Below are 18,395 nucleotides of genomic sequence, written 5' to 3' on the forward strand. Positions count from 1 at the left end.
CTCGCTCACAGGCCCATGGACTTCGCGACGATGGAGCGCATGACCTCACTGGTGCCGCCGTAGATACGCGAGACGCGGGTGTCGGCGTACAGGTTGGCGATCGGGTACTCCAGCATGTAGCCGTAACCGCCGTGCAGCTGCAGGCACTTGTCGATGACCCGGGCGGCGATCTCGGTGGTGAACAGCTTGGCCGAGGCGGCGTCCGCGGGCGTCAACTCGCCGGCGTCCAGCGCCTCCAGGGCGCGGTCCACGACGGCCTCCATCGCGTCCACGTCCGCCTTGCAGTCGGCGAGCACGAACTTGGTGTTCTGGAAGGAGGCCACCTCCTTGCCGAAGACCGTCCGCTCCTTGACGTACTGGTGGGCGAAGCGCACGGCAGCCGCGGACATCGCGTAAGCGCCTATGGCGATGCCCAGCCGCTCCTGCGGCAGGTTGTGGGTGAGGTAGGAGAACGCCTTGCCCTCCTCGCCCAGCAGGTCCTCCACGGGCACCTTGACGTCGGTGAAGGACAGCTCAGCGGTGTCGGAGGTACGCAGCCCGAGCTTGTCGAGCTTGCGGCCGACCGCGTAGCCCTCGCTCCTGGCGTCCACCACGAGGATGGAGATGCCGCCGCGCCGGTCCTCGGGCGTCGGAGGTGCCGTACGGGCGCAGACCAGGACGCGGTCCGCCTGTACACCGCCGGTGATGAAGGTCTTGGCGCCGTTGAGGATGTAGTGCGTGCCGTCCTCGGAGAGCTTGGCGGTGGTCTTCATCCCGGCCAGGTCGGAGCCGGTGCCCGGCTCGGTCATGGCGATGGCGGTCATCATCTCGCCGGAGACGAAGTCGGGCAGCCAGCGCTTCTTCTGCTCCTCGTCGGCGTACTTGAGCAGGTACGGGAGGCAGAGCGCGGTGTGCACACCGGAGCCGCCGAAGCTGACGCCCGCGCGGGCGCACTCCTCGGTGATCACGGCGTTGTACTTGAAGCTGGTCTCACCCGCGCCGCCGTACTCCTCGGGGACCTCGATGCCGAAGACGCCCAGTTCGCCGAGCTTCTTGTAGAACTCCTTGGGCACATAGCCCTGCTCGGCCCACTGCGGGTAGTAGGGCACGACCTCCGCCGCGATGAAGTCGCGGATCGTCTGGCGGAACGCTTCGTGGTCCTCGTTGAACACCGTGCGGCGCACAGCACGCCTCCTCGTCACCTTGGCCATGGCTAAGCGCTTGCTCAGCCCATGGGAGCCAAAGCTACCGAGCGGTCAGCTCGACTGTCCAGAGCAGCCCCCTGGTCGCCGGGGCTTTGAGGGGTTGCCCGGCGGACTCCCGGGGGTTACTCGGCGGGCTCCCTGGGCGCGGCGGCCGAGAGGGCGCCGCGTGCCAGGCGGTGCAGCAGCGCGGCCGTCGTCTCCCGGTCGGGCAGCGCCGAGGGGCCGCTCAGATGCGGCGTCGAGTTCAGCAGCCCGAATACGGTGTGCACCGAGACCCGGGCCTCCAGCTCGGTCAGATCCGGGTACAGCGCACGGACGGCGGAGACCCACAGCTCGACGTACTGCCGCTGGAGCTTGCGGACCTGCTTGCGGTCGGCCTCCCGCAGCCGGTCCAGCTCACGGTCGTGGAGGGTGATCAGCTCGCGGTCGTCCAGCGCGAAGTCGATGTGCCCCTCGATCAGCGCGTCCAGCGCCGCATCCGGAGGCAGGCCCGCCGTCGCGGACTCCTCGGATCTGCGCCGCCCTCCTTCGTAGAGCCGCTCGCTGATACCCACCAGCAGCTCGGCGAGCATCGCGTCCTTGCCCGCGAAGTGGCGGTAGAGGCCGGGGCCGCTGATACCGACGGCGGCTCCTATCTCGTCGACACCCACCCCGTGGAAACCACGCTCGGCGAAGAGCCGAGCTGCCTCCCGCAGGATCTGCTCCCGTCGGCTGGGTGCGGCTGTGCCTGCCGTCTTCGTGCTCATGCGGACCATTCTAGACAGCCGCGTTAGTGAGCGTTAACCTGGAGGCATCGAGTTAACGACGGCTAACCGATGTGCGGCCGTCGTGTCGACTCGTGGTGCGCCGCGCCGGCTGTGCGGTGGCGGGGTGCGCGGGTTGTTTGTGGTGGTGACGTGCGAGCAAGGGGGCCGGCCGAATGAACGAGCGAGCAGTGCGGGAGGTGAGCGGGCACGGGCCCGCGGCGCCACGCCTGGGGAGCGCCCTCGACCCGGGCTCGGACACGGCGGCGGAGAACCGCAGGGCCCACCGCGAGCTGGCCGGGCAGCTCCGCGAAAAGCTGGCGCGTGCCCGGCTGGGCGGCGGCGCCCGGGCCCGGGAGCGGCACACCGCGCGCGGCAAGCTGCTGCCGCGCGAGCGGGTGGACGCCCTGCTGGATCCCGGCTCCCCCTTCCTGGAGCTCTCACCGCTGGCTGCGGACGGGATGTACGAGGACGCGGCCCCGGCCGCAGGAGTGATCGCCGGCATCGGGCGGGTCTCCGGCCGCGAGGCGGTGATCGTCGCCAACGACGCCACGGTCAAGGGCGGCACCTACTACCCCATGACGGTCAAGAAGCATCTGCGTGCCCAGGAAATCGCCCTGGAGAACCGGCTGCCGTGTCTCTACCTGGTCGACTCGGGCGGCGCTTTCCTGCCGATGCAGGACGAAGTCTTCCCCGACCGCGAGCACTTCGGCCGCATCTTCTACAACCAGGCCCGGATGTCCGCCTCCGGCGTCCCGCAGATCGCCGCCGTCCTTGGCTCCTGCACGGCGGGCGGCGCCTACGTCCCGGCGATGAGCGACGAGGCGGTGATCGTGCGCGAGCAGGGCACGATCTTCCTGGGCGGCCCGCCGCTGGTGAAGGCCGCGACCGGCGAGGTGGTCACTGCCGAGGAGCTGGGCGGCGGTGAGACGCACGCCCGGATCTCAGGCGTCACCGACCACCTCGCCGAGGACGACGCGCACGCGCTGCGCATCGTCCGTCATATCGTCGCCACCCTGCCCGCGCCCCCGGCCGCCTCGGCCCTCCCCTGGGCGGTGCGCCCCACGGAGGAGCCGGCCCTGGACGCCGCGGGGCTCTACGACGTGGTGCCCGCCGACTCCCGCACGCCCTACGACGTACACGAGGTCATCGCCCGCCTGGTGGACGGCTCCCGCTTCCAGGAGTTCAAGGCGGAGTACGGCACCACGCTGGTCACCGGGTTCGCCCATATCCACGGCCACCCGGTCGGGGTGGTGGCCAACAACGGCATTCTCTTCTCCGAGTCGGCCCAGAAGGGCGCCCACTTCATCGAGCTGTGCGACCAGCGCGGCATCCCGCTGCTCTTCCTCCAGAACATCTCGGGCTTCATGGTCGGCAAGGACTACGAGGCGGGTGGCATCGCCAAGCACGGCGCCAAGATGGTCACCGCCGTGGCCTGCGCCCGGGTGCCGAAGCTGACGGTCGTGATCGGCGGCTCCTACGGCGCGGGCAACTATTCGATGTGCGGCCGGGCCTACAGCCCACGCTTCCTGTGGATGTGGCCGAACGCCAAGATCTCGGTGATGGGCGGCGAACAGGCCGCCTCGGTGCTCGCCACCGTCAAACGGGACCAGATGGAGGCGCGCGGCGAGGAGTGGAGCGCCGAGGAGGAAGAGGAGTTCCGCGCCCCCGTCCGCGCGCAGTACGAGACGCAGGGCAATGCGTACTACGCCACCGCCCGGCTGTGGGACGACGGGGTGATCGACCCCTTGGAGACCCGCCAGGTGCTGGGGCTGGCGCTGACCGCGTGTGCCAACGCCCCCCTGCCGCAGCGCGATCCGGAGGCGCCCCGCTTCGGCGTCTTCCGGATGTGAGGGGGCGGGACATGACGCAGCCGAGCGTTGAAGTCGGGGCCAGGAGCAACAGGGCCAGGAGCGACGGGGTCGTGAGGGCGAGGAGAGGGCCGATGTTCGACACGGTGCTGGTGGCCAACCGCGGCGAGATCGCGGTGCGGGTGATCCGCACGCTGCGGAGGCTCGGTATCCGTTCCGTCGCGGTGCACAGCGACGCGGACGCCGACGCCCGCCATGTGCGGGAGGCCGACACAGCCGTGCGGATCGGGCCCGCGGCGGCCGTCCACAGCTATCTGAGCGCGGACCGGCTGCTGGAAGCGGCGCAGCGCAGCGGCGCCCAGGCCGTCCACCCGGGGTACGGATTCCTCGCGGAGAACGCGGCGTTCGCCCGGCGCTGCGCGGAGGCGGGCCTCGCCTTCATCGGGCCGCCCGCTGAGGCCATCGAGCTGATGGGCGACAAGATCCGCGCCAAGGAGACGGTGCGCGAGGCGGACGTCCCGGTGGTTCCGGGCTCCTCGGGCAGCGGACTGACCGACGCGGAACTGGCCGTGGCGGCACGGGAGACGGGCCTCCCGGTGCTGCTCAAGCCGTCGGCCGGTGGCGGCGGCAAGGGCATGCGGCTGGTGCGCGACGAGGCGGCACTGCCCGACGAGATCGCCGCAGCGCGCCGCGAGGCCAGGGGCGCGTTCGGCGACGACGGGCTGCTGGTGGAGCGGTGGATCGACCGGCCCCGGCATATCGAGATCCAGGTGCTGGCGGACGGCCACGGCAATGTGCTGCATCTGGGAGAGCGCGAGTGCTCGCTCCAGCGCCGCCATCAGAAGATCGTCGAGGAGGCCCCCAGCCCGCTGCTGGACGCGGCGACGCGGGAAGCCATGGGCCGGGCGGCGGTGAACGCGGCACGCTCGTGCGGCTATCTGGGCGCGGGGACGGTGGAGTTCATCGTGCCGGGCGACGGCTCCGGGTCGTACTACTTCATGGAGATGAACACCCGGCTCCAGGTGGAACACCCGGTCACCGAGCTGATCACCGGGCTCGATCTGGTGGAGTGGCAGCTGCGGGTCGCCGCCGGGGAGCCGCTGCCCTTCGCGCAGAAGGACATCGCCCTGGACGGGCACGCGGTGGAGGCCCGGATCTGCGCGGAGACCGCCCGCGTCGCGCCAGGTGCCGAGAGCGGCCGCGTGGACTTCCTGCCCTCGGCCGGGAGGGTGCTGCTGCTGGAGGAACCGCAGGGCGAGGGGGTACGCACCGACTCCGGGCTGATCGAGGGCACGGAGGTGGGCACGACGTACGACCCGATGCTCGCCAAGGTCATAGCGTGGGGCCCCGACCGGGCCGCGGCGCTGCGCGGGCTGCGGGCGGCGCTGGCGCGGACGACGGTGCTGGGGGTGGACACCAACACGGCGTTCCTGCGCGCTCTCCTGGCCCACCCCGAGGTCGCCTCGGGTGAGCTGGACACCGGCCTGGTGGACCGGGCGGCGGCCGGGCTGTTGCCCGAGGGCGTGCCCGACGAGGTGTACGGCGCGGCGGCACTGCTGCGGCAGGCAGCGCTCACCCCGGACACCGGTACGGCGCAACTCCCCACCGGCACACCGGGTGCCGCTCCGGAGGCCGGGCCTCCGCGGGGCGGGGCCACCGGCTGGGTCAGCCCGTTCTCGGTGCCGTCCGGGTGGCGGCTCGGCGGGCAGCGGGCCTGGACGGTGCACCATCTGCGGGTGCCCGGCCGCGATCCGGTGGCGGTGCGGGTCCGCCCGGCCGCGCCGGACGGCAGGCGCCCCGAAGGACCTCCGGCTCCGGGCGAGATGGAGGTCAGCGTCGACGGCGCCACTCCGGTGCGGGCGCGGCTGGCGCCGGGCGCGGCGGCCGAGGGTCCGACGGTGCGGCTCGACTGGGACGGCATGAGCCGCACCTTCACCCGCGCCCTGTGCATGGACGGTGATACCCCGGGGGTCTGGCTGGGCCGGGACGGCGAAGCCTGGCAGGTGCGCGGCCACGATCCGGTGGCGGACGCCCTGCGGCGGGCCGGGAGCGCGCACGGCGCCGACGCGCTGACGGCGCCCATGCCCGGCACCGTCACCGTGGTCAAGGCAGCCGTCGGCGACGAGGTGGCGGCGGGCCAGAGCCTGCTGGTGGTGGAGGCCATGAAGATGGAGCACGTCATCACGGCGCCGCACGCTGGCCGGGTGGCCGAGCTGGAGGTGACGGCGGGCAGCACGGTGGCGATGGACCAGGTGCTCGCGGTGGTGGACCCGTACGAGAACGGCGAGCCGGCGGCCGGAACGGAGGCGGCGGAATGACGGACGTGACGACCCCCACGACACCAGGCGGCCGGCCCGGCGGTTCACCGGCGGACCTGCCCATGGTCTTCCCGCTGGAGGGCCAGGGGGGTCTGCCCGCCCGAGTGCGGATCCATGAGGTCGGCCCGCGCGACGGGCTGCAGAACGAGTCGGCGATCGTCCCGGTCGAGGTGAAGGCGGAGTTCATCGAGCGGCTGGCGGCGGCGGGGCTGAGCACCGTGGAGGCCACCAGCTTCGTGCACCCCAAGTGGGTCCCCCAACTCGCCGACGCGGAGGAGCTGTATCCGCGGCTGAGCGGTCTGGCGGGGGTACGGCTGCCGGGGCTGGTGCCCAACGCGCGTGGGCTGGAGCGGGCGCTGACGCTGGGGGCGCGGGAGGTGGCCGTGTTCGCCAGCGCCACCGAGTCGTTCGCCAAGGCCAATCTGAACCGCACGGTCGACGGTGCGCTGGAGATGTTCGAGCCCGTGGCGACCCGCGCCAAGCGGGAGGGGCTCCGGGTGCGCGGCTACCTGTCGATGTGCTTCGGCGACCCATGGGAGGGCCCCGTCCCCGTCGAGCAGGTGGTCCGGGTGTGCCAGGTGCTGGCCGGCATGGGCTGCGACGAGCTGAGCCTGGGCGACACCATCGGCGTCGCCACCCCCGGCCATGTCCACGCCCTTCTCACGGCGCTGGGCACCGCAGGGCTGCCTGCTTCGGCCGAAACCGGCGCTCACGGCACTCACGGCACTCCCAGCGCTCCCGGCACTCCCAGCGCTCCCGGCACTCCCGGCACTCCCGGCTCCGCGCCATCCGTCGGCCCCGTACTCGCCGTGCACTTCCACGACACCTACGGCCAGGCCCTCGCCAACACCCTCGCGGCGCTGCAGCACGGCGTGGCCACGGTGGACGCCTCGGCCGGCGGGCTGGGCGGCTGCCCGTACGCCAAGAGCGCCACCGGAAACCTCGCCACCGAAGACCTCGTCTGGATGCTGCACGGCCTCGGCATCGAAACGGGTGTCGACCTGGCCCGGCTCAGCGCCACCAGCCGCTGGATGGCCGAGCAACTGGGCCGACCCAGCCCGTCCCGTACGGTCCGCGCCCTCACCGGCACGGCCTCCCCCAAGGAGCAGTGACCATGGCACTCGACCACCGCCTCTCCCCCGAGCACGAGGAACTGCGCCGCACCGTCGAGGAGTTCGCCCACGATGTGGTCGCACCCAAGATCGGCGAGTTCTACGAACAGCATGAGTTCCCGTACGAAATCGTCCGGCAGATGGGCTCCATGGGCCTGTTCGGCCTGCCCTTCCCCGAGGAGTACGGCGGAATGGGCGGCGACTACCTGGCGCTGTGCATCGCCCTGGAGGAGCTGGCCCGGGTGGACTCCTCCGTCGCCATCACGCTGGAAGCGGGGGTGTCGCTGGGCGCGATGCCGCTGTACCTCTTCGGTACGAAGGAGCAGAAGCGCGAGTGGCTGCCGCGGCTGTGCACCGGCGAGATCCTGGGCGCCTTCGGGCTGACCGAGCCGGAGTGCGGTTCTGACGCGGGCGGCACCCGCACCACTGCCGTGCTGGACGAGGACGCCGACGAGTGGGTGATCAACGGCACCAAGTCCTTCATCACCAACTCCGGTACGGAGATAACGGGGCTGGTCACCATCACCGCCGTCACCGGGCGGAAGGACGACGGCGCCCCGCGCATCTCCACGATCATCGTCCCGTCCGGCACCCCCGGGTTCACCGTCGCGCCGGCCTACTCCAAGGTCGGCTGGAACGCCTCGGACACCCATGAGCTGTCCTTCGCCGATGTCCGCGTCCCGAAGGCCAACCTGCTGGGCGAACAGGGCCGCGGCTACGCCCAGTTCCTGCGGATTCTGGACGAGGGCCGGATCGCGATCTCCGCGCTGGCCACCGGCCTCGCCCAGGGCTGTGTGGACGAGTCGGTGCGCTACGCCAACACCCGTATGGCCTTCGGCAAGCCCATCGGCGCCAACCAGGCGATCCAATTCAAGATCGCGGACATGGAGATGCGCGCCCACACCGCGCGGCTGGCCTGGCGGGATGCGGCGACCCGGCTGCTGGCGGGCGAGCCGTTCAAGAAGCAGGCGGCGCTGGCCAAGCTGTACTCCAGCGAGATCGCTGTCACCAACGCCCGTGAGGCCACTCAGATCCACGGCGGCTACGGCTTCATGAACGAGTATCCGGTGGCGCGTATGTGGCGGGACGCGAAGATCCTGGAGATCGGCGAGGGCACCAGCGAGGTGCAGCGCATGCTGGTGGCCCGGGAGTTGGGGGTGGGCGAAGGGGCGTGAGGCCGCTGCCCCCGCGAGCCGGACAGGGGGCGGGCCGGGCGGGGTGACCCCCGCACCCCGAGGCTAAATAATCGGGGTATGGCGGAAATCCTGCAGCGGGCCGGGGCATGGACCTTCGACGGGGAGACCGTCAGGATCGTGCCCGGTACCGAGCGTCAGGTGCACCAACTGCGCAAGATCCTGGGAGAGGTGGCCGTGCCGCTGCGCGCGGTGGCGGGGATCGCCTACGAGCCCGGCGGGCGCAAGGGCGGCAGACTCCGCCTGCGGCTGCGCGACGGCGCGGACCCGCTCTCCCAGGTGGCCGGCGGACGGCTGCCGGACGCCGCGGACCCGTATCAGCTGGCGGTGGAGAGGGACCGCACGGGCGTGGCCGAGTACTTCGTCGAGGAGGTACGCAACGCCCTGCTGCTGGAGGAGGTGCCCGACACCCCGTGCGACCGCTATCTGCTGCCAGGGCCTCCCGTACCGCTGACCGCCACCGGTACGGACGGCACCGTCGCCTTCGACGGTGAGCACATACAGCTGGAGTGGAACTGGATGGCCGAGCAGAGCAAGTCCTCGGCCGGTCCGCGCCGACTGCTGCTGCAGGAGCTGGAGGGCGTGGAGTGGACCCCGGCGCTCGGCTGGGAGAACGGCAGCCTCCGCTTCCGCCCCAGGGGTACCTACCCGGCCCTCAAGCCCCAGCACGACCCCAACTGCCTGCTGCTGTGGGGCGTACGGCAGACGAGGGAGACGGGCGGCGCGGTGCTGCTGGCCGCCGCGGTGGTCGCCCGGCTGCCGCACCCGCTGGCGGGGCACCCGGCGGACACGACACCCGGGACAGCGGGGACGGCCAGGACAGCGGGGACGGCCGGGACAGCAGGAGGCGGGACCGGGACCGAGGCCGGGTCGAGGGCCCCGGAGCTGAGCGCTCCCGCCCCCTCCCCGGCCACGGCGGACCACGACGGCCTGCTGCGCCGGCTGCGCGAGCTGGGTGAGCTGCACAGCACAGGCGTGCTCACGGACGACGAGTTCGCCCTCGCCAAGAAAGCCATCCTCGACCGCTTCTAGTGCCGTATCAGCCAACGTTCGCCCTGTAGTGCCTCAGATCGCGGATGGCGCATGTCTTGGCGAACGCGACGTCTGAAATCCGCCAGCATGCTCGCGGTCGGTCGGGCGAGAATCCGTTCATGATCGCTGAACCGCAGGGGGTCCGTATCCGGCATCGCGGGCGTGAACCGAAGGTCCATCCCACCGCCTACGTCGCCCCGACGGCCACGCTGGTCGGTGATGTCCGCGTGGGGCCGAGGGCGCGGGTGATGTACGGTGCGGTGCTCGATGCCGAGGGGTCTCGGATCGAGGTCGGGGAGGCGGCGGTGATCTGCGAGAACGCGGTGTTGCGCGGGTCTGCGGTCGCCGGCGATCAGCCGGTGCTTGTCGACGACCATGTCTTCGTGGGGCCGCATGCCACGCTGCTGGGCTGCGAGGTCGGCAGGTGCGTCTATGTGGCGACCACGGCGACGGTCCTGCAGAGCGCGCGGTTGGGGGCCGGCTCGGTTGTCGCTGTTGGCGCGCTGGTCCATGCGCGCACCGTTGTGCCGGACGAGTACTTCGTGCCGCCGTACACCGTGGCGCTTGACGTGCCGGTGCGGCTGCTGGCGCCTGGCGATCCGGGCTTGGCCGAGGCCGTCAGGCGGGTGGGCTTCGCGCAGGTGGCGTTCGGTGTCGACGCGGAGTGGACCGACCGGATCAGCCGGTACGAGCACATCGCGGAGGTGCGCGTCGCCGAGTTCGGCGCGCACGCGGACGATGAGGTTGCGAATCTCGGCTAGCGCCGCATCAGCGACCCTTGTGCTGTGCTGAGGTGACGCGCCGTCCGGATTTCACTGCGGCGGCGCGCGTCCGGCAAGCTGTGCTGATGGCGGAGCGAGTGCGGGTCCGTGAGATCGATGACGACGAGGGCAGGCGGCTGCTGCGGATCATCCGCAGGGGCACCGGGTCGGTGGTGACCTGGCGCCGGGCGCAGATGGTGCTGTTATCCGCGCAGGGCATGCTTGTGGCGAAGATCGCCGAGGTGAAGTTCACCAGCGCGGACCGGGTCCGGGATGTGATCCACAACTTCAATGCTGACGGCTTCGACTCGCTCTGTCCGAAGTACGCGGGCGGGCGGCCGAGGACCTTCACCCTGTCTGAGCGCCGGGAGATCAAGAAGATCGCCAAGTCCAAGCCGGCCGAGCACGGCCTGCCGTTCTCGACCTGGAGCCTGGCCAAGCTGGCCGACTTCCTAGACGAGTAAGTCCTATGTGCGATTCGGTCGTGGCATGTCACCCGCGTAGGACCAGCCACTGCTGGAGTTCGACGAAGTTTCCCGCTGGATCCATGAGGTGGGCGACGCGCATGCGGTCCGTCATAAGGGCTGGACCATGGACGAGTACGGCTCCTCGCGCGGTGATCTCCTCGCAGTAGCGGTCTATGTCGTCAACCCGCAGGACGACAAGGGACCGGTAGCCGGTCGGCTCAACGGCGAGTTCGCCCAGGACCTGGGCCATCTGTGTGCGGTCCTGCAAGGCGATGCCCGCGGTGCCACCGTCAGGACTGAATTTTGCGTACGGGCCGTCCTCCGCATCGAACTGCGGCTTCAGCCCCAGTACATCCCGGTAGAAGTGGTAGCAGCTGGGGAAGTCCGCAACGAGAAGGCGGACCTGGGCAAGTTCCATGGATGTCCCCTTTGGAGAGCGGCAGCGCAAGCATGCGGCCCCAATAACATGACGAGGGCGTCCAAGGTCAGGTTGTGACGACCGACCTGGACACCCTCATCACCGCACTTTACGTGAAGATCGACGACGAGTTGGGACGACCACGATGGCTGGGCAGGCCGCCGTTGCTGACGGACTCCGAGCTCGTGTGCGTCGCGGTCGCCCAGGCGATGCTCGGGTTCACCTCCGAGGCTCACTGGCTGCGCTACGCGCGCAAGCACCTGACCAATCTGTTCCCCTACCTGCCGCAGCAGTCCGGCTACAACAAGCGGCTCCGGGCGGCACTCGGGCTGGTCAAGCGCGTCATCCGGATGCTCGCCAAGTCCAGCGACTTCTGGCTGGACGACTGTTGGATCGTCGACTCCACACCGGTACCGTGCGGTATGTCGCGACCCACCGTGAAACGCTCGGACGTGGCCGGATGGGCGGGCTATGGCTACTGCGCCAGCCACTCCCGATACTTTTGGGGCCTGCGGCTGTACCTGGTGTGCACCCCCGCAGGGATGCCGATTCTGTAGGCACTGGCGGACCCGAAGATCGGTGAGCGCGAGGTGCTGGCCGCGATGCTGGGGGTCGAGGCGGGCGTCGTGGCCGACCACGACGGCATCCTGCTGATCTCCGACAAGGGCTTCGCCGGGAAGGAATTCGAGCAACTGCTGACCGGGTACGGCATCACGCTGATGCGGCCATCGCTCAAGCGGGAGAAGGCCCGGCACGGCGAAACGATGCTCAAGAAGGTCCGCCAGCTGATCGAGTCGGTCAACGACACTCTCAAAGGCCAGCTCGACCTGGAACAGCACGGCGGACGCAGCTGCGCGGGCGTCGCTGCCCGCGTCGCCCAACGCATCCTCGCCATGGCCGCAGCCATCTGGCACAACAACCAACCCGGAGCCCCAGTCACCCGGTCACTGATCGCCTTCGATCACTGACCGGACATCGGACTTACTCGTCTAGGCGCCGAGGGGGTGGTCGACGACATCAGCCATGAGGCCTGCGGGTCCTGCTCCGCGAGGAGGGCGTCTCGTTTCAACGCATAAAGACCTGGAAGACCTCCCGTGACCCCGACTACGCCGCCAAGAAGGCCCGCGTCGAGTACTTGTACGCGATCGCCGACGGCGAGGTCATACCCGAGGACGGCGAGCCGGAGATGGTGTTCTGTCTGGACGAGTTCGGCCCGCTGAACCTGCAACCGCACCCGGGCCGGCGGTGGGCCGAACTCGGCGGCAGGCACAAAGACTCCGACCGTGAACCACGCCGCAGGCGGCGGGCAACCTACAACCGCCCACACGGAGTGCGGCATCTGTTCGCCGCCTACGGCCTGGCCAAGGACAAGCTCTACGGCCACATCAAGAAGACCAAGAACCGATCGAAGTTCCTGGAATTCTGCCGCTATCTGCGCGTCCTCTACCCGTCGACAGTCCGCCTGGCGATCGTGTGTGACAACTACTCCCCGCACCTGACCACCAAGCGGTGCCGCCGGGTGGCGGACTGGGCCAAGGCCAACAACGTCGAGATCGCCTACACCCCGACCAACTCCTCGTGGCTGAACCGCATCGAGGCCCAGTTCACCGCCCTGCGCTACTTCACCCTCGACGGCACCGACCACGCCAGCCACAAAGAGCAGGGCAGCATGATCCGCCGCTACATCATCTGGCGAAACCGCCACGCCGACGACCGGCGCCTACGCGCCGTCGTCGCCAGGGCAAACGTTGCCTGATGCGGCACTAGCAGGCTGCACCTACCGCCAGCAGACTGCGTCTACCGGCAGCAGACTGCATCGGTAGCAGGCGGCACATACCGACAGCAGGCTGCCCCTTCCAGAATCCGGCAACCTCACCGGGGCCAGGGCACCTGTGGCGACCGGTAGTAGTTCACCCCCATCAGCTCCCAGCGCGGCCCCTGCTGGGCCAGCCGCTCCCGGTAGCCGTCCCAGTCGTGGGTGGCGGCGGGCGACCAGCCCAGTTCGGCCACACCGGGCAGCCGCGGGAAGGCCAGGTATTCGAGCTGTGCGCTGGTCGCGATGGTCTCCGACCACAGCGGCGCCTCCACCCCGAGCACGGCCCGCTCGGGCACCCCCTCCAGATAGCCGCCCGGGTCCCAGTCGTAGGAGCGCCGGGTGGACACATAGCCGGCCCAGGAGAGGCCCAGCGGGGTGTCCTTGTCGTACTTCATGTCGAGATAGGCACGGTCGGCCGGGGAGAGCACCAGCTTGGTGCCCCGCCGCGCGGCCTCGGCCACCCGGGCCCGCTCCTCGGCACCGGTTTGGTCGTAGCCCCAGTACTGGGCGACGGTGCCCCGGTCCGGCGCGGCCGTGATCTGGTGCCAGCCGATTGCCTTCTTCCCGTACTTGGCGACGACGGGCTGCACGCGCCGCATGAAGGTGACGTAGTCCTCGTGGCTGGTGGCGTGTGCCTCGTCCCCGCCGATGTGGAGATAGGGGCCGGGCGTCAGGGCCGCCAGTTCGCGGATCACGTCGTCGACGAAGTCGTACGTACGCTCCAGCGGCACGCACAGCGAGCTGAAGCCGACCTCGATACCGGTGTAGCGGGGCGGTGCGACACCGTCGCAGTTGAGCTCGGCGTAGGAGGCCAGTGCCGCGTTGGTGTGTCCGGGCATGTCGATCTCGGGGACGACGGTCAGGTGCCGCGCCGAGGCATAGCGCACGATCTCGCGGTAGTCGGCCTTGGTGTAGTAGCCGCCGGGGCCGCCGCCGACCTCGCTGCCGCCGCCGTAGTCGGCCAGCCGGGGCCAGGAGTCGACGGCGATGCGCCAGCCCTGGTCGTCGGAGAGGTGCAGATGGAGAGTGTTGACCTTGTAGAGGGCGAGCTGGTCGATGTAGCGCTTGACCGCTCCGACGGGGAAGAAGTGGCGGGCGACGTCCAGCATGGCGCCCCGGTAGGCGTAGCGCGGCGTGTCGGTGATGGTGCCGCCCGCGATGCGCCAGGGCCCGGGCTGCTCGCTGCGGGCCTCGACGGCGGCGGGCAGCACCTGCCGGAGGGTCTGCACCCCGTGGAAGAGCCCGGCGGGCTCCCGTGCGCTGAGCTTGACGGCGCGCTCCCCCACATCGAGCCGGTAGCCCTCGGAACCCAGCGTCCGGTGCCCGCCGAGCCGCAGCTGGATGCCGTCGCGTCCGGGGCTGGTGGTGACGGGCAGCCGGTAGCCGGTGGCCGGCCGCAGCAGCTCGGCGAGGCGTTCGGCCACCTGCCGTACGTCTTTCGAGGCCCCGCCCCCGTGGTTGCCCCGCCGGTCGTGGCTCTGCCCGTCGTACACCCGGATCACCGTCCGCGGGGTGATCGTGTACGGCCTGCCTTTCTCCCGTACCGAGGCGGGCGCGGGTATCACCTGGTCGAGCGGCCGGGGCGAGCGGGCGGTGGCCGCGTCCTCCGCCCCGGTGCCGGTGCCGGCGGCGGCCGTCGGCGTGGCAGGCAAGGCGGTGGCGGCGAGAAGCGAGGCGCAGAGGAGCAGTAACGGTCCGATTCGTCGTCCCATCAGCGATCCCTCCGGGATCCGCAAAGGATCCCTTCGAACGATTGTTCACCGGGATGGCGCACTCTCAACGAAAGCCGTGTTCAGGACACTTCGCCATAATGACCGCCCCGACCGGGGCCGGGAAGACCTCGGAGAGCACCTTTTCCCGGCCCTTCCGCGCCGTTTTCGCCACGCGGTGCCCGCTATCGGGCAGATTTCTTGCGATCGAGGCGCCGAGACCGCAGTATCGACGGGTGCTCGACGCCCAGACGCCGGTCCACGAGGACCTCATCGACCACCTGGTCCGCACCACGCCGCTGCAGCGCGGCGAGGCGGCCCGGGTGGTGCTGGACGTCCTGTCGTACTTCGACGAGACGATCTCCGAATTCGTCCGCCGTCGGCACCGCGAGCTCCAGGCCAAGGGCCTGACGAACCCCGAGATCTTCGAACGTATCGAGGCCGAGCTGCCACATCGCGCCGTGGCACCGCCTCAGCTGTCCCTCAGACAGCTCCGCCGCATCGTGTACGGCTGATCACGAAACGGCACCGGCCCATCGGCGACAGCGACAGCGGCCGGCACCAGAGGAAAACGGCAGCGGTGCAAACGGCAGAGGCAAAATGCGAGACAGCAGCAGAAACAGCGGCAGCCAGCAGCAGAGCAGTAGAAACAGCAGTTGGAACAGCAGCTGTAACAGCAGGAAAGAAACAGCAGAGACGACGGAGAGGCAGGCATCAGCTGTATGTGCGGAATTGTCGGTTATATCGGTAAGCGCGACACCGCCCCGCTCCTGCTGGAGGGCCTCCAGCGGCTGGAGTACCGCGGCTACGACTCGGCGGGCATCGCCATCCAGGCAGGTACGGGCGGCAAGCCGGGCGGGCTGAAGACCGCCAAGACGAAGGGCCGGGTCCGCGATCTGGAGGAGCGCATCCCGAAGCGTTTCACCGGCACCGCCGGCATCGCCCACACCCGCTGGGCCACCCACGGCGTACCCAACGACGTCAACGCGCACCCGCACCTCGACGCGGCCGAGAAGGTCGCCGTCGTCCACAACGGCATCATCGACAACGCCGCCGAGCTGCGCGCCAAGCTGACCGCGGACGGCATCACCTTCGCCTCCGACACCGACACCGAGGTGCTGACCCACCTGATCGCCCGCGCCCAGTCCGAGCGCCTGGAGGCCCGGGTCCAGGAGGCGCTGCGGCACGTCGAGGGCACCTACGGCATCGCCGTACTGCACGCCGACTTCCCCGACCGCATCGTGGTGGCCCGCAACGGCTCGCCCGTCGTGCTGGGCATCGGCGAGAACGAGATGTTCGTCGCCTCGGACGTCGCCGCCCTGGTCTCGCACACCCGCCAGGTGGTCACCCTGGACGACGGTGAGATGGCCACCATCAAGGCCGGCGACTACCGCACCTACACCACCGAGGGCTCCCGCACCTCCTCCTCGCCCGAGACGGTGGAATACGCCGCCGAGTCGTACGACCTGGGCGGTCACGACACCTACATGCACAAGGAGATCGCCGAGCAGGCGGACGCGGTGGACCGGGTGCTGGCCGGACGCATCGACGACCGGTTCGCCACCGTTCACCTCGGCGGCCTCAACCTCGACCCGCGCGAGGCGCGCGCCGTGCGCCGGGTGAAGATCCTCGGCTGCGGCACCTCGTACCACGCGGGCCTCATCGGCGCCCAGATGATCGAGGAGCTGGCCCGTATCCCCGCCGACGCCGAGCCCGCCAGCGAGTTCCGGTACCGCAACGCGGTCGTCGACCCGGACACGCTCTACATCGCCGTCTCGCAGTCCGGCGAGACCTACGACGCGCTCGCCGCCGTCCAGGAGCTCAAGCGCAAGGGCGCCCGCGTGCTGGGCGTGATCAACGTCGTCGGCTCGGCCATCGCCCGCGAGGCGGACGGCGGGGTCTACGTGCACGCCGGGCCCGAGGTCTGTGTCGTCTCCACCAAGTGCTTCACCAACACGGTGGTCGCCTTCGGCCTGCTGGCCCTGCACCTGGGCCGGATCCGCGACCTGTCGGTCAAGGACGGCAAGCGCATCATCGAGGGGCTGCGCCGGCTGCCGGGCCAGATCGCCGAGATCCTCAAGCAGGAGCCGGAGATCGAGAAGCTGGCCCAGCAGTACGCGGACGCGCGCTCGATGCTCTTCATCGGGCGGGTGCGCGGCTACCCCGTCGCGCTGGAGGCGTCCCTGAAGCTGAAGGAGGTCTCCTACATCCACGCCGAGGCGTACCCGGCCTCCGAGCTCAAGCACGGGCCGCTGGCGCTGATCGAGCCCGCGATGCCGACGGTCGCGATCGTGCCGGAGGACGATCTGCTGGAGAAGAACCGGGCCGCGATGGAGGAGATCAAGGCCCGCAGCGGCCGCATCCTGGCCGTGGCGCACCAGGAGCAGGAGAAGGCTGACCACACCATCGTCGTGCCGAAGAACGAGGACGAGCTGGACCCGATCCTGATGGGCATCCCGCTCCAGCTGCTGGCCTACCACACGGCGCTCGCCCTGGGCCGGGACATCGACAAGCCCCGCAACCTGGCCAAGTCGGTCACCGTGGAGTAAGAGAGGCTTCAGCGCCGTGAGGCGCGCGAATGGGCGGAATCCCGCGCGGGCCACCAACCGCGCGGGATTCCGCCTCCCCTGTGCCGGCGTCGCCCATTACGCCGGCGGGTGGGCTGCCGTCGGGACCGTCACCTCCCGTTCAGCAGCGCGCCCTCGGGTCACGGCCACCCGTGTGTTGTCTGTATGCCCCTCACAAGCGCACAACCCACCTCTACGGGTGGGTAGATTTGTCGATGCGCGGTAATGCGCCACTGCCGAACTCACGGCATGTGCAAGGGAGTCGGCGTCCCGCACCGGGATATCGGGAGCGGCGGGTCAGGGTACGACGATCACCGGGCGCTGGGCGCGCCGGGCGAGCCGGCCGGCCACGGAACCGAAGATCCGCCCCACCAGCCCGTGCGTCGAGCCGACCACGATGGCGTCGGCCGCGTACTCGCTGCCGACCTCCTCCAGCTCGTGGCAGATGTCACCGCCCCGCTCCACGAGGATCCAGGGCACCTCCGCCAGATGATCGGCGCAGGCGAGTTCGAGCCCGAGCACCTCGGTGCGGTGATCGGGGACATCGACGAAGACGGGCGGTTCGCACCCCGCCCATACGGTGGTGGGCAGCCGGTTGGCGACGTGGACAATGATCAGTCCGGAGCCGGAGCGGTGGGCCATACCGATGGCGTATGCCAGCGCACGCTCGCTGGAGACCGAGCCGTCGAAGCCCACGACGACGCCGTGCTGGAAGGCCGGGTCGCAGGAGTGGCGTGTCTCGTCCGCCGCTTCGGGGATCGCCGTCGAGTCGGCGACCTGCCTGCGGTCTGCTGGGTCAGGGATCTCGTGTCCTGCCATGAGTTGTCTCGGCGAAGTGAGTCCTCTGTGCAGAGGGACGACGGACGGCTTGCGCTCTCTCGGGTCTCTCGGTCGACCTCTCGGTCGAAGACTGCTGGTGCCTGCACGGCCTGCTCGATGAAGACCGGGAATCGTCTTCCCAAGTCCCTTACCCACAGGGTACGGCCGCACTCACCTCTTGCCCAGGTAAAGAATGACGACCGCCCGAGGCAGTTGACCCCGGAGCATGCCTCAGCACGGGCCGCAGCGCAATGCCGCGTTACGCCCCTTACGCGCCTCCTTGACAGGCGCAAGGGGCTCCCATGGCCGGAAGAAGCGCCGAACAGCCCGGTCAGGCGACTCGTGCACCCCTCGTGCCGCGCTGGTCACGCATCGTGGGAGCGCTTCCTGTCCGCCAGGGGCCGGCCGGTGCGGTTCTGAGGGACTCGGCGGAGTCGACCTGACC

The 18,395-nt window shown here is 70.1% G+C and carries 13 protein-coding genes and 3 pseudogenes; 11 read left to right on the forward strand and 5 right to left on the reverse strand.

Going from position 1 to position 18,395, the window contains the following annotated elements; all coding sequences use genetic code 11:
* Window positions 1-5: 5 nt before the first annotated feature.
* Together ACTWQF_RS15535 and ACTWQF_RS15540 are read right to left on the reverse strand one after the other, a co-directional pair.
* A complete protein-coding gene (locus tag ACTWQF_RS15535) occupies window positions 6-1,163 on the reverse strand; it encodes an acyl-CoA dehydrogenase family protein (protein ID WP_443279974.1) in 1,158 nt (385 codons plus the stop codon).
* A 143-nt stretch (window positions 1,164-1,306) separates the two neighbouring features.
* Window positions 1,307-1,930, reverse strand: coding sequence for an SACE_7040 family transcriptional regulator (locus ACTWQF_RS15540; RefSeq protein WP_443279975.1), 624 nt, complete (start codon window positions 1,928-1,930; stop codon window positions 1,307-1,309).
* 173 nt (window positions 1,931-2,103) lie between these two features.
* On the opposite strand from ACTWQF_RS15540, the gene ACTWQF_RS15545 reads away from it, so the two are divergent.
* From ACTWQF_RS15545 to ACTWQF_RS15575, 7 genes and pseudogenes are all read left to right on the forward strand, one after another.
* Complete coding sequence (locus ACTWQF_RS15545) at window positions 2,104-3,780, forward strand: carboxyl transferase domain-containing protein (RefSeq protein ID WP_443279976.1); 1,677 nt, start codon at window positions 2,104-2,106, stop codon at window positions 3,778-3,780.
* 92 nt (window positions 3,781-3,872) lie between these two features.
* Complete coding sequence (locus ACTWQF_RS15550) at window positions 3,873-6,056, forward strand: ATP-binding protein (RefSeq protein ID WP_443279977.1); 2,184 nt, start codon at window positions 3,873-3,875, stop codon at window positions 6,054-6,056.
* Window positions 6,053-7,168, forward strand: coding sequence for a hydroxymethylglutaryl-CoA lyase (locus ACTWQF_RS15555; protein ID WP_443279978.1), 1,116 nt, complete (start codon window positions 6,053-6,055; stop codon window positions 7,166-7,168). The genes ACTWQF_RS15550 and ACTWQF_RS15555 overlap by 4 nt, the downstream gene beginning before the upstream one ends.
* 2 nt (window positions 7,169-7,170) lie before the next feature.
* The gene (locus ACTWQF_RS15560) at window positions 7,171-8,343 is read left to right on the forward strand and encodes an acyl-CoA dehydrogenase family protein (RefSeq protein WP_443279979.1); all 1,173 of its coding nucleotides are present in this window, start codon (window positions 7,171-7,173) and stop codon (window positions 8,341-8,343) included.
* Window positions 8,344-8,421: 78 nt separating this feature from the next.
* Entirely contained in the window at window positions 8,422-9,393 is a 972-nt protein-coding gene (locus ACTWQF_RS15565; protein ID WP_443279980.1) for a DUF4429 domain-containing protein, read from the forward strand.
* Between the two features lie 56 nt (window positions 9,394-9,449).
* A complete protein-coding gene (locus tag ACTWQF_RS15570) occupies window positions 9,450-10,154 on the forward strand; it encodes a gamma carbonic anhydrase family protein (protein WP_443279981.1) in 705 nt (234 codons plus the stop codon).
* An 86-nt stretch (window positions 10,155-10,240) separates the two neighbouring features.
* Window positions 10,241-10,609: pseudogene (locus ACTWQF_RS15575) on the forward strand (helix-turn-helix domain-containing protein); the annotation flags it as partial.
* Window positions 10,610-10,646: 37 nt separating this feature from the next.
* Here the strand turns inward: ACTWQF_RS15575 and ACTWQF_RS15580 are convergent.
* The gene (locus ACTWQF_RS15580) at window positions 10,647-11,039 is read right to left on the reverse strand and encodes a VOC family protein (protein WP_443279982.1); all 393 of its coding nucleotides are present in this window, start codon (window positions 11,037-11,039) and stop codon (window positions 10,647-10,649) included.
* Window positions 11,040-11,113: 74 nt separating this feature from the next.
* On the opposite strand from ACTWQF_RS15580, the pseudogene ACTWQF_RS15585 reads away from it, so the two are divergent.
* A pseudogene (locus ACTWQF_RS15585) lies at window positions 11,114-12,007 on the forward strand (IS982 family transposase).
* Between the two features lie 21 nt (window positions 12,008-12,028).
* Window positions 12,029-12,795, forward strand: a pseudogene (locus ACTWQF_RS15590) (transposase); the annotation flags it as partial.
* A gap of 116 nt (window positions 12,796-12,911) precedes the next feature.
* On the opposite strand, the gene ACTWQF_RS15595 reads toward ACTWQF_RS15590, so the two are convergent.
* Window positions 12,912-14,567, reverse strand: a complete 1,656-nt coding sequence (locus ACTWQF_RS15595) for a beta-N-acetylhexosaminidase (protein WP_443279983.1) — start codon at window positions 14,565-14,567, stop codon at window positions 12,912-12,914.
* Window positions 14,568-14,800: 233 nt separating this feature from the next.
* Between ACTWQF_RS15595 and ACTWQF_RS15600 the strand changes: the two genes are divergently transcribed.
* Both ACTWQF_RS15600 and glmS read left to right on the forward strand, forming a co-directional pair.
* Complete coding sequence (locus ACTWQF_RS15600) at window positions 14,801-15,079, forward strand: hypothetical protein (protein ID WP_443279984.1); 279 nt, start codon at window positions 14,801-14,803, stop codon at window positions 15,077-15,079.
* Between the two features lie 207 nt (window positions 15,080-15,286).
* Entirely contained in the window at window positions 15,287-17,113 is a 1,827-nt protein-coding gene (glmS, locus tag ACTWQF_RS15605) for a glutamine--fructose-6-phosphate transaminase (isomerizing) (RefSeq protein WP_443279985.1), read from the forward strand.
* Window positions 17,114-17,428: 315 nt separating this feature from the next.
* Here the strand turns inward: glmS and ACTWQF_RS15610 are convergent, their stop codons facing one another.
* Entirely contained in the window at window positions 17,429-17,950 is a 522-nt protein-coding gene (locus ACTWQF_RS15610) for a universal stress protein (RefSeq protein ID WP_209212707.1), read from the reverse strand.
* Window positions 17,951-18,395: the final 445 nt, after the last annotated feature.

Origin of the sequence: Streptomyces sp. 8N114, from assembly GCF_052245835.1 — a bacterium.
GTDB lineage: Bacteria > Actinomycetota > Actinomycetes > Streptomycetales > Streptomycetaceae > Streptomyces.

Bases quoted from the DNA above. Each gene is read 5' to 3' on its own strand.
- ACTWQF_RS15545 (WP_443279976.1), top strand. From the start codon at position 2,104: ATGAACGAGCGAGCAGTGCGGGAGGTGAGCGGGCACGGGCCCGCGGCG.
- ACTWQF_RS15550 (WP_443279977.1), top strand. From the start codon at position 3,873: ATGTTCGACACGGTGCTGGTGGCCAACCGCGGCGAGATCGCGGTGCGG.
- ACTWQF_RS15555 (WP_443279978.1), top strand. From the start codon at position 6,053: ATGACGGACGTGACGACCCCCACGACACCAGGCGGCCGGCCCGGCGGT.
- ACTWQF_RS15580 (WP_443279982.1), bottom strand. From the start codon at position 11,039: ATGGAACTTGCCCAGGTCCGCCTTCTCGTTGCGGACTTCCCCAGCTGC.
- glmS (WP_443279985.1), top strand. From the start codon at position 15,287: ATGTGCGGAATTGTCGGTTATATCGGTAAGCGCGACACCGCCCCGCTC.
- ACTWQF_RS15610 (WP_209212707.1), bottom strand. From the start codon at position 17,950: ATGGCAGGACACGAGATCCCTGACCCAGCAGACCGCAGGCAGGTCGCC.
- ACTWQF_RS15565 (WP_443279980.1), top strand. From the start codon at position 8,422: ATGGCGGAAATCCTGCAGCGGGCCGGGGCATGGACCTTCGACGGGGAG.
- ACTWQF_RS15540 (WP_443279975.1), bottom strand. From the start codon at position 1,930: ATGAGCACGAAGACGGCAGGCACAGCCGCACCCAGCCGACGGGAGCAG.
- ACTWQF_RS15560 (WP_443279979.1), top strand. From the start codon at position 7,171: ATGGCACTCGACCACCGCCTCTCCCCCGAGCACGAGGAACTGCGCCGC.
- ACTWQF_RS15595 (WP_443279983.1), bottom strand. From the start codon at position 14,567: ATGGGACGACGAATCGGACCGTTACTGCTCCTCTGCGCCTCGCTTCTC.